Raw genomic sequence first — 13,922 nt, 5'->3', positions numbered from 1 at the left:
CCCCACGACACCCCCTGCTCCCCACCAGGTCGAGCAGGAGCCGCATCCGATGTCCGAGCCGGAAATCGCCCCGTCGCCCACCCCCGACATCCACACGACCGCGGGCAAGATCGCGGATTTGCAGCGGCGTATCGGCGAGGCCACGCACGCGGGTTCGCAGCGCGCGGTGGAGAAGCAGCACGCGAAGGGCAAGCTGACCGCCCGCGAGCGGATCGATCTGCTGCTGGACGAGGGGTCGTTCACCGAGCTGGACGAGTTCGCCCGGCACCGGTCGACGAACTTCGGGCTGGAGAACAACCGCCCGTACGGAGACGGCGTCGTCACCGGTTACGGCACGGTCGACGGCCGCCCGGTCGCCGTCTTCTCCCAGGACTTCACCGTCTTCGGCGGCGCCCTCGGCGAGGTCTTCGGACAGAAGATCGTCAAGGTGATGGACTTCGCGCTCAAGAACGGCTGCCCGGTCATCGGCATCAACGACTCCGGCGGCGCCCGCATCCAGGAGGGCGTCAGCGCGCTGGGCCTGTACGGGGAGATCTTCCGCCGCAACACCCACGCCTCCGGGGTGATCCCGCAGATCTCCCTGGTCGTCGGCCCGTGCGCGGGCGGCGCGGTCTACTCCCCCGCGATCACCGACTTCACGGTGATGGTCGACCAGACCTCGCACATGTTCATCACCGGCCCCGACGTCATCAAGACGGTCACCGGCGAGGACGTCGGCTTCGAGGAGCTGGGCGGGGCCCGTACGCACAACTCGACGTCCGGGGTCGCCCACCACATGGCGGGCGACGAGAAGGACGCGATCGAGTACGTCAAGGCACTGCTGGCCTACCTGCCGTCGAACAACCTCAGCGAGCCGCCCGCCTTCCCCGAGGAGGCGGACCTGGAGACCTCCGACGAGGACCGCGAGCTGGACGTGATCGTCCCGGACTCCGCGAACCAGCCGTACGACATGCGCACCATCGTGGAACACGTGCTGGACGACGGCGAGTTCCTGGAGACCCAGCCGCTCTTCGCGCCCAACATCATCACCGGCTTCGGCCGGGTCGAGGGCCACCCGGTCGGTGTCGTCGGCAACCAGCCGATGCAGTTCGCGGGCTGCCTCGACATCGACGCCTCCGAGAAGGCCGCGCGCTTCGTCCGCACCTGCGACGCGTTCAACGTGCCGGTGCTGACTTTCGTCGACGTGCCCGGCTTCCTGCCCGGCGTGGAGCAGGAGTACGGCGGCATCATCCGGCGCGGCGCCAAGCTGATCTACGCCTACGCGGAGGCGACCGTCCCGCTCATCACGGTCATCACCCGGAAGGCGTTCGGCGGCGCCTACGACGTCATGGGCTCCAAGCACCTCGGCGCCGACCTCAACCTGGCCTGGCCGACGGCGCAGATCGCGGTGATGGGCGCCCAGGGCGCGGTCAACATCCTGCACCGCCGGGCCCTGGCCGCCGCCGGGACGCCCGAGGAGCAGGAGGAGCTGCGCCAGAGGCTGGTCAAGGAGTACGAGGAGGCGCTGCTCAACCCGTACACGGCGGCCGAGCGGGGCTACATCGACGCGGTGATCCTGCCCGCCGAGACCCGCCGCCACATCGTCCGCGGGCTGCGCACCCTGCGCACCAAGCGCGAGGCGCTGCCGCCGAAGAAGCACGGCAACATCCCGCTGTAACCCCGCTTCCCACGGGGAAGGACACCCGTGGAGGCACCGCGGCGGGCAGCCGCGTCCCCGCCGCGGGCGGGAGCAGGCAGGTCGAGGAGTCGAGGAGAGGAGCGCCGGATGTTCAAGGTGGTACGGGGCAATCCGACCCCGGAGGAGCTGGCCGCCGCGCTCGCGGTGGTCCGGGCGCGCGCCTCGGCGACGGCGTCCCCGGGGGCGGACTCCGCGGCGGACGAGCCGCTGGACGAGTGGGCGGACCCCGCGCGCAACGTCCCGGGGCGCGGACTGCCGCAGCCGGGGCCCAAGGCGTGGCGCAGCGCCTTCTGGCCGCGCTGAGACCGGGCTGAGGCCGCGCGCGGACCGCGCCGGGACGGGGCCCTGGCCGCGCCCGGCCGCACGGAACGGAAATACGGCCCGGGCGCCTGAGTACCCGTACTCAGGCGCCCGGGCCGTCCCGGTCCGATGATGGAATCCATGCTGTGGTCCGACCCCGCCGACGAGCCCTCCCAGGAACTCCGGGACGCCGCGCGCATGCTGCGCCGCGCCGGCGCGGTGCTCGCCGTCGCGGCCTTCGCCGTGCTCGCGTTCTTCCTCGGCGGTTCCTAGCCCCGCAGCCGGCCGAAGCGGCCGGAAGCAGGCCCTCTGCGCGGGCGTCCGCGCGCTCTATACGCTGGCCGCATGCCGAACAACGCATCCCCCGAGCGCCGCAGGCTCGTACTCGCCTCCCAGTCCCCCGCCCGTCTCGGGCTGCTCCGGCAGGCCGGCTTCGACCCCGAGGTGGTGGTCAGCGGAGTCGACGAGGACGCCCTGACGGCGGGTTCACCGGCGGAGCTGGCGCTGGTGCTGGCCGAGGCGAAGGCCGACGCGGTCGCCGTGCGGCCCGAGGCCGCGGACGCGCTGGTCGTCGGCTGCGACTCGGTGCTGGAACTGGACGGGCGGGCGCTCGGCAAGCCGGCCGACGCGGAGGACGCCACGGCGCGCTGGAAGGCGATGCGGGGCCGCTCGGGCGTCCTGCGCACCGGCCACTGCGTGATCGACACGGCGGACGGCCGCCGGGCCTCGGTGACCGCCTCGACCGTCGTCCGGTTCGGGGAGCCGTCGGACGAGGAGATCGCCGCCTACGTCTCCAGTGGCGAACCGCTGCACGTCGCGGGGGCGTTCACCCTGGACGGCCGGTCGGCGCCGTTCGTCGAGGGCATTGACGGCGACCCGGGCAACGTCATCGGACTGTCGCTGCCCGCGCTGCGCTCGCTCCTCGCCGAGCTGGGCGTGGGGATCACCGGACTCTGGGTCTGAGGCGGGCGCTGCGGGGACGGGCGCGGCACGCCGGACCGGCGTGAAGGTGATCGTGAAGGGGATGACGGGGCGCGGCACGCGGGTCCGGCGGAACGGCCCGCGTCACGCCGCGCCAACGGGACGAAGCGCGGCACCCGGGTCCGACGGGAACGGAGCGCGTCGCGCCGCATCAGCGGGACGAGGCGCGGCACGCGGGTCGTACAGGAGCGGCGCGCGTTACGCCGGACCGGCGCCCGGAGCCGTCCGCGGTGCGGACCCGGACGGCTCGCCCGCGCCGGACTCCGCCGTGCCGCGGTCGGTTCCGTAGCCGATCAGGGCCAGCACCACCAGGCCGAGGACGAGCATCAGGAACGCGAAGGCGGCCCAGCCGACCAGCCCCACGGTGACCGCGCCGAGCACGGCGTGGACCACCGCGCAGACGATCAGCAGCACCCGGGAGAAACGGCCCGGCGCGCGGTCCCGTACCCCGGCGACGAGCAGCACGACCGCGCAGGTGAGCAGATAGAGGCCGAAGACGACGCCCAGGGCGACGGAGCCGAGGGACATGGCGTCCGGGTCGAGGCCGGCCAGCGACATCCGCTGGTTGTCCACGACCTCGCCCAGGAACCAGTTGAGCAGGGCGAAGCCGACCGCCTCGGCCGCCAGCACCACGGCCGCCACCAGCGCCACCGGTCTGCGTACCACCGATTCCCCACCCCATTCGAGCTGTTACCGCCAGTACAAACCGACAGCGTGCACGCTACTAACGGGTAATCCCATCGGCAAGGGGTCGGCGCGACGTCGGCGCGGAACGGATCGTTCGGCAAAGTTTCCCATCCGCATTAGTAGGTTCCCCACAAAGAAACGGCGTGGGCGATCCGCGGTCCGTACAGAGACCTTGACCACATCGGCGCTCCACCATGACACCGGCGGAATGCGCGTACCCTTGCCCCACAAGGGCGTTCGGCGCCCGACCGGTTCCGGACCGACCATCCCTGTGGGGAACCTCACCCCGGAGGGCGACTCGGCAGGCCGTGTCGGCTGTCCCTAAACTCACGACGTCAAATCAGTTGCGGCGCAGCGCCAAGGAAGGACCCACTCGTGCGCAAGGTGCTCATCGCCAACCGTGGTGAAATCGCTGTCCGCGTGGCCCGTGCCTGCCGGGACGCGGGGATCGGGTCCGTGGCGGTCTACGCCGATCCGGACCGCGACGCCCTGCACGTCCGGGCGGCGGACGAGGCGTACGCACTGGGTGGCGACACCCCGGCCGCCAGCTATCTGGACATGGCCAAGGTCCTCCGGGCGGCAGCCGACTCCGGCGCGGACGCCGTGCACCCCGGCTACGGATTCCTCTCCGAGAACGCCGAGTTCGCCCAGGCCGTCCTCGACGCGGGCCTGACCTGGATCGGCCCGCCGCCGCAGGCCATCCGCGACCTCGGCGACAAGGTCGCGGCGCGGCACATCGCCCAGCGGGCCGGTGCCCCGCTGGTCGCGGGCACCCCCGACCCGGTCTCCGGCGCGGAGGAGGTCGTGGCCTTCGCCGAGGAGCACGGCCTGCCCATCGCGATCAAGGCCGCCTTCGGCGGCGGCGGCCGCGGCCTGAAGGTCGCCCGCACCCTCGAAGAGGTCCCCGAGCTGTACGACTCCGCCGTGCGCGAGGCGGTGGCCGCCTTCGGCCGCGGCGAGTGCTTCGTCGAGCGCTACCTCGACAAGCCCCGGCACGTGGAGACCCAGTGCCTCGCCGACACCCACGGCAATGTCGTGGTCGTCTCCACCCGTGACTGCTCCCTCCAGCGCCGCCACCAGAAGCTGGTCGAGGAGGCCCCGGCCCCGTATCTGAGCGAGGCGCAGAACGAGCAGCTCTACGCCGCCTCCAAGGCCATCCTCAAGGAGGCCGGCTACGTCGGCGCGGGCACCGTGGAGTTCCTGGTCGGCGCCGACGGCACCATCTCCTTCCTGGAGGTCAACACCCGCCTCCAGGTCGAGCACCCGGTCACCGAGGAGGTCACCGGCATCGACCTGGTCCGGGAGATGTTCCGCATCGCCGACGGCGAGGAACTGGGCTACGGCGACCCCGCGGTGCGCGGCCACTCCTTCGAGTTCCGCATCAACGGCGAGGACCCGGGCCGCAACTTCCTGCCCGCGCCCGGCACCGTGACGACGTTCGCCCCGCCCGCCGGCCCCGGCGTGCGGCTGGACGCGGGCGTGGAGTCCGGCAGCGTCATCGGCCCCGCGTGGGACTCACTGCTGGCCAAGCTCATCGTCACCGGCGCCACCCGGCAGCAGGCCCTCCAGCGCGCGGGCCGCGCCCTGGCGGAGTTCACCGTCGAGGGCATGGCCACCGCCATCCCGTTCCACCGTGCGGTCGTCGCCGACCCGGCCTTCGCCCCGGAACTGGAGGGCGGCAGCGGCCCGTTCACCGTCCACACCCGGTGGATCGAGACCGAGTTCGCCAACACCGTCAAGCCGTACGCCGCGCCCGGCACCGACGAGGCCGAGGCCGAGACCCGCGAGACCGTCGTGGTCGAGGTCGGCGGCAAGCGCCTGGAGGTCTCCCTCCCGTCCTCGCTCGGCGTGGCCGCGGGCCCGGCCGCCGGGCCGAAGAAGCCCAAGCGCAAGGCCGCCAAGAAGTCCGGCGCCGCCGCCTCCGGTGACGCACTGGCCTCCCCGATGCAGGGCACCATCGTCAAGGTCGCCGTCGAGGAGGGCCAGCAGGTGTCCGAGGGCGACCTCGTCGTGGTCCTGGAGGCGATGAAGATGGAGCAGCCCATCAACGCCCACCGGGCCGGCACGGTCAAGGACCTCGCCGCCGAGGTCGGCGCCTCCCTCACCTCCGGCGCCGTCATCTGCGAGATCAAGGACTGATCCGGCGGGCGCGCACCGCCGCCCCTGCCTCCGCCGGGCCCCGGAGCACGCCGCTCCGGGGCCCGGCGCGTGATGTCGGTGGCATCCTGGGTGCCACGGGGACGGCACAGGGAGGACCGGCGATGGCCACGGAGACGGCACGGAGCGTTCCGCGCCCCATGCGCGCCGACGCGCGGCGGAACTACGACCGGCTGCTGGCGGAGGCCCGTGCCGCCTTCACCGAGCACGGCGCCGACGCGTCGCTGGAGGACCTGGCGCGCCGGGCGGGCGTCGGCATCGGCACCCTCTACCGGCACTTCCCGGGCCGGCACGCCCTGCTGTGCGCCGTCTTCGAGAGCGAGGTGGACGCGCTGCTGGCCCGCTCCCGGGAGCTGCTGGAAGCGGAGCAGCCCTGTGCGGCGCTGGTCGACTGGCTGCGGGCGCTCATCGGCCACGCGGGCACCTACCGGGGGCTGTCGCGGGCGCTGATGACCGCTTCCCGCGACGACAACTCGGAACTCTCCCGGTGCAACGCCCCGATCCGGGCGGCGGGCGGCGCGCTGCTGGCCCGCGCCCAGCACGCGGGCTCCGTACGGGACGACGTGGAGATCGGCGATCTGCTCCAGCTCACCAACGCCATCGCCCTGGCCGTCGAGGAGACCCCCGACGACCCGGGCCTGGCCGAGCGGCTGCTCACCCTCACCCTGCTGGGCCTGCGGCCCGGCGGACGGGGAACGCCGGGCTGACGGCGCCGTGCGGGTCGCCGCGGACCGGTGATCGGGCCAGTCGGTCTGTACGGGGCGTCGCGGACGGGGCGTCGCGGACGGGCCGGTCCCGGCCCGCGTTCCGTACGGGCAGGTCCCGGCCGCGTTCCGTACGGGCAGGTCCAGCCCGCCTTCCGTACCGGCAGTCCCGGTCGCCTTCCGTACCAGCGGCCCCAACCGCCTCCCGTACCGGCAGGTCCAGCCCGCCTTCCGTACCGGCAGTCCCGGCCGGCCGCGTTCCGTACGGGCCGGCGCGGACCTGCGCCGGTCCGCGTACCGCCGTGTACCCCGGCCGTCCGTCCTAGCGTCGGCGCAGGTCCGCCACCCGGCCGCCGCCCGTGGGCTGTTCCGCGAGGGCGCCGGTGCTGCGCAGCTGAGGGCCGCCGACGCCGGGCGGGTGACCGCGGCGCTGCCCCGGGAGCGGCACCTCCTCCCCCCCGCCGGGCACGGGCGGCCCCATCCTGCGGGGCCTGCGGCCCGGCGGCACGCCGCCCTCCGTCCCCGGGCCGCCGCCGGCCCCGGACGACTGCCCGGCGACGGCGATCTGCACGCCCTGGTCGGCCAGTGCCCGCAGTTCGGCCGCGGCGCGGTCCTCGTGTGCGGGCGGCTCGTCCGTGACCAGCCGCGTGATCACATCGGTCGGAACGGTCTGGAACATCGTGTCGGTGCCGAGCTTGGTGTGATCGGCGAGGACCACCACCTCGCCCGCGGACTGCACGAGTGCCCGGTCGACGCTCGCCGAGAGCATGTTGGACGTCGAGAGTCCGCGCTCCGCGGTGAGCCCGCTGCCGGACAGGAAGGCCCGGGACACCCGCAGCCCCTGGAGGGACTGCTCCGCGCCGCTGCCGACGAGGGCGTAGTTGGACCCGCGCAGGGTGCCGCCGGTCATGACGACCTCGACCCGGTTGGCGTGCGCCAGAGCCTGGGCGACCAGCAGCGAGTTGGTGACCACCGTGAGCCCGGGGACACGCGCGAGCCTGCGCGCTAGCTCCTGCGTGGTCGTCCCCGCGCCGACGACGATGGCCTCGCCCTCCTCGACGAGTCCCGCCGCGAGGTCGGCGATCGCCGTCTTCTCGGCGGTCGCGAGATGGGATTTCTGCGGGAATCCGGACTCCCGGGTGAAGCCACCCGGCAACACCGCACCGCCGTGCCGGCGGTCCAGCAGTCCTTCTGCCTCCAGCGCCCGCACATCCCGCCGTACGGTCACTTCGGAGGTCTGGACGACTCGGGCGAGCTCCCGGAGCGACACCGCTCCGTTCGCGCGCACCATTTCAAGGATCAATTGGCGACGTTCTGCAGCGAACACGAAACTGACAGTAACGCCATCGACCGATCGGTTTCAGCAGTTTGCGCCGAATAACAGAAGTTGCCCACAACCTGTAGCGGCGACTGCTATACGGAGCCGGGCGCCCGGTCCCCTACGCCTCGCCGAGCGCCCGCCGGGTCTGCAACTGCCGCGCCACCTCGGCGATCGAGCCGGACAGCGAGGGGTAGACGGTGAACGTATTGGCGATCTGCTCGACCGTCAGGTTGTTGTCGACCGCGACCGAGATCGGGTGGATCAGCTCGCTGGCGCGCGGCGCGACGACCACACCGCCCACGACGATGCCCGTGCCCGGCCGGGAGAACAGCTTCACGAAGCCGTCCCGGATGCCCTGCATCTTGGCCCGCGGGTTGCGCAGCAGCGGCAGCTTGACGACGCGGGCCTCGATCCGGCCGCTGTCGACGTCCGCCTGCGAGTAGCCGACGGTGGCGATCTCGGGGTCGGTGAAGATGTTCGCCGACACCGTCTTGAGGTTCAGCGGGGCGACCGAGTCGCCCAGGAAGTGGTACATCGCGATCCGGCCCTGCATCGCGGCGACCGAGGCGAGGGCGAAGACGCCCGTGCAGTCACCGGCCGCGTAGACGCCGGGTGCGCTGGTCCGGGAGACCCGGTCGGTTCGGATGTGCCCGGAGTCCTTGAGCGCGACCCCGGCCTCCGTGAGGCCCATGTCGGCGGTGTTGGGGACGGCGCCGACGGCCATCAGGCAGTGCGATCCGGTGATCACGCGGCCGTCGGACAGCGTGACCTCCACGCCGTCACCCTTGCTGTCGGTTCCGGTGCGCTTGACAGCCGCGGCCCGGGAGCGGCCCATGACGTTCATGCCGCGCCGCCGGAAGACGTCCTCCAGCACGGCCGCCGCGTCCGGGTCCTCGCCCGGCAGTACCCGCTCCCGGCTGGAGACCAGGGTGACCTTGGAGCCGAGCGCCTGGTAGGCGCCGGCGAACTCGGCGCCGGTGACACCGGAGCCGACGACGATCAGTTCCTCGGGCAGCTCCTCCAGGTCGTAGACCTGGGTCCAGTTCAGGATGCGTTCGCCGTCCGGCAGCGCGCCCGGCAGCTCCCGCGGATGCGCGCCCGTGGCGACCAGCACGGCGTCCGCGACCAGCGTCTCCTCGCTGCCGTCCACGGCCCGTACGACGACCCGGCGGGACCCGTCGGGCGCCTGCGCGGGCTCCAGCCGGCCACGGCCGCGCAGCACCCGGCCGCCGGCCCGGGTGACGGACGCGGTGATGTCGTGCGACTGGGCGAGCGCGAGCCGCTTCACCCGGCGGTTGACCTTGCCCAGGTCCACGCCGACGACGCGGGCGGCCTGCTCGATGGGCGGGGTGTCGTCGGCGACGATGATGCCCAGCTCCTCGTAGGAGGAGTCGAAGGTCGTCATGACCTCGGCCGTGGCGATCAGCGTCTTCGACGGCACGCAGTCGGTCAGCACCGAGGCGCCGCCGAGGCCGTCCGCGTCGACGACGGTCACCTCCGCGCCTAGCTGCGCGGCCACCAGCGCCGCCTCATAGCCGCCGGGTCCGCCACCGATGATCACGATCCGAGTCACGTGCCCCATTGTCCCGCACGGGTGCGCGGCGGTCATGGCGGGGCCCTCCGTACGGACCGGCGTCCCGGGAAGCACCGCCGTCACTCCCGTAGTCTCGTGTCCATGTCGCTCTACGCCGCGTACGCCGGCAACCTCGACGCGCGGCTGATGTCCCGCCGCGCACCGCATTCCCCGCTGCGCGGCACCGGCTGGCTCTCCGGCTGGCGGCTGACGTTCGGCGGCGAGCAGATGGGCTGGGAGGGCGCTCTGGCCACCCTGGTGGAGGATCCCGGTTCGCAGGTCTTCGTCGCGCTGTACGACATCGCCCCCATGGACGAGGAGTCCATGGACCGCTGGGAGGGCGTCGGCCTCGACATATACCGCCGGATGCGGATCCGCGTGCACACGCTCGACGGCGACGAGACGGCCTGGCTCTACGTCCTCAACGGTTACGAGGGCGGGCTGCCCTCGGCGCGCTACCTCGGCGAGATCGCGGACGCGGCCGAATCGGCGGGCGCCCCGCACGATTATGTGATGGAGATCCGCAAACGACCCTGCTGACCGGCGGCGGACCTACGGGCGGGCGGGGCGTCCCGTCGGGCGGACAGGGAATCCCGTCGGGCGGACGGCTGACGGGCGGACGGCTGACGGGCGCGGGCATCGGTTCTCCGCCGCTCCGGCAGGCGGTTTTCCGCCGCTCCGGCGCCCGCAGGCGCGGACCCTCCGGCACCGGTTTTCCCGCTCCGGCACTCGCAGGCGGGCCCCTCCGGCATCGGATTCCCGCCGCTCCGGCACCGGTTCTCCGCCCCTCCGGCACCGGTTCTCCGCCGCTCCGGCGCCCGTTCCCCGTACGCCCGGGACGACCGGCCGGTGGATACTTCTACGCGCGTAGGCGATGACGGGTTACCCTCGTCCGCGTGAACGCTTCCCTGACTTCGGACCACCCCGGCGCACCCGACGCCGAAGCCGCCGCCGCCCGCCTGCGCGAGCTGACCGGCGCCGAGACGCACGACGTCGCCCTCGTCATGGGCTCCGGCTGGGTCCCGGCCGCCGACGCGCTGGGCGCGGCGGAGCACGAGCTGTCGGTCACCGACCTGCCCGGCTTCCCGCCGCCCGCGGTCGAGGGCCACGCGGGCAAGGTGCGCTCGTACCGGATCGGGGAGAAGCGGGCACTGGTCTACCTCGGCCGTACGCACTACTACGAGGGCCGCGGCGTCGCCGCCGTCGCCCACGGCGTGCGCACCGCCGTCGCCGCGGGTTGCAAGACCGTCGTGCTGACGAACGGCTGCGGCGGGCTGCGCGCCGGGATGCGCCCGGGTCAGCCGGTCCTCATCAGCGACCACATCAACCTCACCGCCACCTCGCCGATCGAGGGCGCCAACTTCGTCGACCTCACGGACCTGTACTCGCCGCGGCTGCGCGCGCTGTGCAAGGAGATCGACAGCACCCTCGAAGAGGGCGTGTACGTGCAGTTCCCCGGCCCGCACTACGAGACCCCGGCCGAGATCAACATGGTCCGCACCTGGGGAGCGGACCTGGTCGGCATGTCCACCGTGCTGGAGGCCATCGCGGCCCGCGAGGCCGGGGCCGAGGTGCTCGGCATCTCCCTGGTCACGAACCTCGCGGCCGGAATGACCGGGGAGCCGCTGAATCACGAGGAGGTCCTCCGGGCGGGCCGCGACTCGGCCACCCGGATGGGCAGCCTGCTGGCCCAGGTGCTCGGCCGGCTCTGACCGGTTCCGGTCGGACCTGAACCGTTCTGGATTTCCCGGGCGGGGAACGCCGCCGTCCGGGCCGGGGACACCTCCGCCCGTCCCGGTCCGGGACAGCCTCCGCACCGCGGGACGTGGGCGGCAGTGCGCTCGGCCGTTCCGGGACGGGCAGGCCGCCCGACCGCAAGGGCTGACCGGCACCGGTCGGCGCCGACGAGCACAGGCCGGAACCGTCCGGAACCGCCTGGTAACCATCCGGAACCGTCCGGAACCGTCTGGGATGCGGAGGAGCGGGAGGCAGCCCCGCCGGGTGAGCCGGGGCGGCTCCGGCCCGGTCCGGCGGCAGACCGACCCCGCCGGCCGGGGTGAGATCCGCCGGCTCCGGGGCACCCTGACCCCTACCGGGTTCTTCCGGTCCCACCGGTCCCTCCGGCACGCCCCGGCCGCCCGGCAGCCGGAACGACCCCGCACCCACCCGGCGGCGCCGTCCGGCGGCGCCGCCGCCGACAACATCCCAGGAGCATCAGTGGCAAGCGACGTGGCAGGCGAGACGGCGGAGCTGACGGCCGAGGCCCGCGCCTGGCTGGCCGAGGACCCCGACCCGGAGACCCGCGAGGAACTCCGGGCCCTCCTCGACGCCGGCGACACCGACGCGATCGCCGACCGCTTCAGCGGCATGCTGCAGTTCGGCACCGCCGGTCTCCGCGGCGAACTCGGGGCGGGCCCGGCGCGGATGAACCGCGCGGTCGTGATCCGGGCCGCCGCCGGACTCGCCGCCCATCTCCGCAAGCAGGGCGCGACCGGCGGACCGTCCGCCCCGGGCACCGTCGTCATCGGCTACGACGCCCGCTACCGCAGCGCCGACTTCGCCCGCGACACCGCCGCCGTGATGACCGGCGCCGGGCTCCGCGCCGTCCTGCTGCCGCGCCCGCTGCCCACGCCCGTGCTCGCCTTCGCGATCCGGCAGCTGGGCGCCGTCGCGGGCGTCACCGTCACCGCCAGCCACAATCCGCCGCGCGACAACGGCTACAAGGTCTACCTCGGCGGGGGCTCGCAGATCGTGCCGCCCGCGGACGCCGCGATCGCCGCCGAGATCGCCGCCGTCCGCTCGCTCGCCGACGTCCCCCTGGCCGAGTCCGGCTGGGAGACCCTCGGCGAGGAGATCGTCGAGGCGTACCTCGCCCGTACGGACGCGGTCCTCACCCCGGGCAAGCCGCGCGACGTGCGCACCGTCTACACCCCGCTGCACGGAGTCGGCCGCGACACCCTGCTCGCCGCCTTCGACCGGGCCGGCTTCCCCGCCCCGGTCGTCGTCGCCGAGCAGGGCGAACCCGACCCTGCCTTCCCGACCGTGGCCTTCCCCAACCCGGAGGAGCCGGGCGCGATGGACCTCGCCTTCGCCACCGCCCGGGCCGCCGACCCCGCGCCCGACCTCGTCATCGCCAACGACCCCGACGCCGACCGCTGCGCCGTCGCCGTGCCCGCCCCCGGCACTCCCGCGGGCTGGCGCATGCTGCGCGGCGACGAGGTGGGCGCGCTGCTCGCCACCCATCTGGTGCACAAGCGGGTGGGCGGCACCTTCGCCACCACGATCGTCTCCTCCTCGCTGCTCGGCCGGATCGCGGCCGCCGCGGGCCTTCCGTACGAGGAGACGCTGACCGGCTTCAAGTGGCTGGCCCGCACCGACGGGCTGAGCTACGCCTACGAGGAGGCGCTGGGCTACTGCGTCGACCCCGGGGGCGTCCGCGACAAGGACGGCATCACCGCGGCCCTGCTCGTCGCGGAACTCGCCGCCGAACTCGCGGCCACCGGCCGCAGCCTCGCCGAACTGCTCGACGACATCGCCGTCGAGTACGGACTGCACGCCACCGACCAGCTGTCCGTACGGGTCGAGGACCTGACGGTGATCTCCGACGCCATGAAGCGGCTGCGCGGCGAGCCGCCCGCCGAACTGGCCGGGCTGGCCGTCACCGGCGCGGAGGACCTCGCGCTCGGCTCGGACCGGCTGCCGCCGACGGACGGGCTGCGCTACACGCTGGCCGGAGGCACGGCGGGCCCCGGCACGGCCGGTGGCCGGGTGGAGTCGGCCCGCGTCGTCGTCCGCCCGAGCGGCACGGAGCCGAAGCTGAAGTGCTATCTGGAGGTGGTCGCCCCGGTTCCGTCGGCCGCCGCCCTCGCGGACGCCCGTGCGACGGCGGAGGCGACGCTGGCCGCCCTGAAGACCGACCTGTCGGCGGCGGCGGGCATCTGAAACCCGCCGCACGCGCTGCCGGGGCTGGTGCGCGAGCGGACCTGCGGCGCGGGCGGGATGCGCGGGTGCTGGTGCGCGGGTGCTGGTGCGCGGGTGCTGGTGCGCAGGTGCTGGTGGGCGGTCGGGGTGCGCGGGTGCTGGTGGCGGTCGGGGGGCGGTGCGCGGTGCGGGTGCGGGTGCGGGGAGCCAGTGCGCTGTGCGCGGAGCAGGGTGCGGTGCGCGGTGCGGATCCGGGTGCAGGTGCGGGGAGCGGGTCCGCGGTCCGGGCGCGGTGCGTGGTGGAGATGCGGGTGCGGTTGCGCGGCGCAGGGTCCGGGGTCCGGGGTCCGGGGCCCGGGGCCCGGGGTGCAGGGCCGGGGAGCGGGGTGCAGGGCCGGGGAGCGGGTGAGCGGTGCGGTTGCGCGGTGCGCGGTGCAGCGGCGGGTGCGGGTGCGGGAGCGGGTGCGGGTGTTTGGTGGTGCCGGGGCCGGGCCCTCCGGGAGGGGGGTCCTCCACCGCATATTTACGGCCGCCTGGACGGGGTCGGAGAGTTCGCCCGGTGGTGGCGGCCACAAATACACGTAAGCGTGGAGGACCCCC

Annotated in this window: 12 protein-coding genes; 9 read left to right on the top strand and 3 right to left on the bottom strand. The window is 73.9% G+C overall.

Translation table 11 applies throughout. From position 1 onward, the window contains the following. The first annotated feature begins 49 nt into the window (after window positions 1–49). From GCU69_RS23450 to GCU69_RS23440, 4 genes are all read left to right on the top strand, one after another. Window positions 50–1,657 carry an acyl-CoA carboxylase subunit beta gene (locus GCU69_RS23450; protein WP_156207096.1) on the top strand — a complete coding sequence of 536 codons (1,608 nt, stop codon included), beginning with the start codon at window positions 50–52 and terminating at the stop codon, window positions 1,655–1,657. Window positions 1,658–1,765: 108 nt separating this feature from the next. After that, the gene (locus tag GCU69_RS23445) at window positions 1,766–1,981 is read left to right on the top strand and encodes an acyl-CoA carboxylase epsilon subunit (protein ID WP_098753684.1); all 216 of its coding nucleotides are present in this window, start codon (window positions 1,766–1,768) and stop codon (window positions 1,979–1,981) included. 138 nt (window positions 1,982–2,119) lie between these two features. Then, window positions 2,120–2,251 (top strand): morphogenic membrane protein MmpB, encoded by a 132-nt coding sequence (gene mmpB / locus GCU69_RS34420; RefSeq protein ID WP_257155838.1) that lies wholly within the window; start codon window positions 2,120–2,122, stop codon window positions 2,249–2,251. Between the two features lie 72 nt (window positions 2,252–2,323). Next, the gene (locus tag GCU69_RS23440; RefSeq protein ID WP_098753683.1) at window positions 2,324–2,941 is read left to right on the top strand and encodes a Maf family protein; all 618 of its coding nucleotides are present in this window, start codon (window positions 2,324–2,326) and stop codon (window positions 2,939–2,941) included. A gap of 216 nt (window positions 2,942–3,157) precedes the next feature. Here GCU69_RS23440 and GCU69_RS23435 read toward each other — a convergent pair whose 3' ends face one another. Further along, on the bottom strand, window positions 3,158–3,625 hold the full coding sequence (locus tag GCU69_RS23435; protein WP_156207095.1) for a hypothetical protein: 468 nt from the start codon (window positions 3,623–3,625) through the stop codon (window positions 3,158–3,160). Window positions 3,626–4,021: 396 nt separating this feature from the next. On the opposite strand from GCU69_RS23435, the gene GCU69_RS23430 reads away from it, so the two are divergent. Together GCU69_RS23430 and GCU69_RS23425 are read left to right on the top strand one after the other, a co-directional pair. Further along, window positions 4,022–5,785 carry an acetyl/propionyl/methylcrotonyl-CoA carboxylase subunit alpha gene (locus GCU69_RS23430; protein ID WP_098753681.1) on the top strand — a complete coding sequence of 588 codons (1,764 nt, stop codon included), beginning with the start codon at window positions 4,022–4,024 and terminating at the stop codon, window positions 5,783–5,785. A 122-nt stretch (window positions 5,786–5,907) separates the two neighbouring features. Beyond that, window positions 5,908–6,510, top strand: a complete 603-nt coding sequence (locus GCU69_RS23425; protein ID WP_235978657.1) for a TetR/AcrR family transcriptional regulator — start codon at window positions 5,908–5,910, stop codon at window positions 6,508–6,510. 319 nt (window positions 6,511–6,829) lie between these two features. Here the strand turns inward: GCU69_RS23425 and GCU69_RS23420 are convergent, their stop codons facing one another. Both GCU69_RS23420 and GCU69_RS23415 read right to left on the bottom strand, forming a co-directional pair. Next, window positions 6,830–7,834, bottom strand: coding sequence for a DeoR/GlpR family DNA-binding transcription regulator (locus GCU69_RS23420; protein ID WP_156207094.1), 1,005 nt, complete (start codon window positions 7,832–7,834; stop codon window positions 6,830–6,832). 112 nt (window positions 7,835–7,946) lie between these two features. After that, window positions 7,947–9,410, bottom strand: coding sequence for an NAD(P)H-quinone dehydrogenase (locus tag GCU69_RS23415; protein ID WP_156207093.1), 1,464 nt, complete (start codon window positions 9,408–9,410; stop codon window positions 7,947–7,949). A 93-nt stretch (window positions 9,411–9,503) separates the two neighbouring features. Here GCU69_RS23415 and GCU69_RS23410 point away from each other — a divergent pair, with 93 nt between their 5' ends. From GCU69_RS23410 to GCU69_RS23400, 3 genes are all read left to right on the top strand, one after another. Next, window positions 9,504–9,941 (top strand): gamma-glutamylcyclotransferase, encoded by a 438-nt coding sequence (locus GCU69_RS23410; RefSeq protein ID WP_098753678.1) that lies wholly within the window; start codon window positions 9,504–9,506, stop codon window positions 9,939–9,941. 356 nt (window positions 9,942–10,297) lie between these two features. Further along, window positions 10,298–11,113 carry a purine-nucleoside phosphorylase gene (locus GCU69_RS23405; RefSeq protein WP_098753677.1) on the top strand — a complete coding sequence of 272 codons (816 nt, stop codon included), beginning with the start codon at window positions 10,298–10,300 and terminating at the stop codon, window positions 11,111–11,113. A gap of 517 nt (window positions 11,114–11,630) precedes the next feature. Further along, entirely contained in the window at window positions 11,631–13,343 is a 1,713-nt protein-coding gene (locus GCU69_RS23400; RefSeq protein WP_156207097.1) for a phospho-sugar mutase, read from the top strand. Window positions 13,344–13,922 lie beyond the last annotated feature (579 nt).

The sequence above is a fragment of the Streptomyces lycii genome, from assembly GCF_009735685.1.
GTDB lineage: Bacteria > Actinomycetota > Actinomycetes > Streptomycetales > Streptomycetaceae > Streptomyces > Streptomyces lycii.
This window is presented reverse-complemented; position numbering and strand designations above follow the sequence as displayed.

What these genes read in the sequence shown, in the direction of transcription:
- GCU69_RS23450 (WP_156207096.1), top strand. Translation starts at nt 50, where the DNA reads ATGTCCGAGCCGGAAATCGCCCCGTCGCCCACCCCCGACATCCACACG.
- GCU69_RS23445 (WP_098753684.1), top strand. Translation starts at nt 1,766, where the DNA reads ATGTTCAAGGTGGTACGGGGCAATCCGACCCCGGAGGAGCTGGCCGCC.
- mmpB (WP_257155838.1), top strand. Translation starts at nt 2,120, where the DNA reads ATGCTGTGGTCCGACCCCGCCGACGAGCCCTCCCAGGAACTCCGGGAC.
- GCU69_RS23440 (WP_098753683.1), top strand. Translation starts at nt 2,324, where the DNA reads ATGCCGAACAACGCATCCCCCGAGCGCCGCAGGCTCGTACTCGCCTCC.
- GCU69_RS23425 (WP_235978657.1), top strand. Translation starts at nt 5,908, where the DNA reads ATGGCCACGGAGACGGCACGGAGCGTTCCGCGCCCCATGCGCGCCGAC.
- GCU69_RS23415 (WP_156207093.1), bottom strand. Translation starts at nt 9,410, where the DNA reads ATGGGGCACGTGACTCGGATCGTGATCATCGGTGGCGGACCCGGCGGC.
- GCU69_RS23410 (WP_098753678.1), top strand. Translation starts at nt 9,504, where the DNA reads ATGTCGCTCTACGCCGCGTACGCCGGCAACCTCGACGCGCGGCTGATG.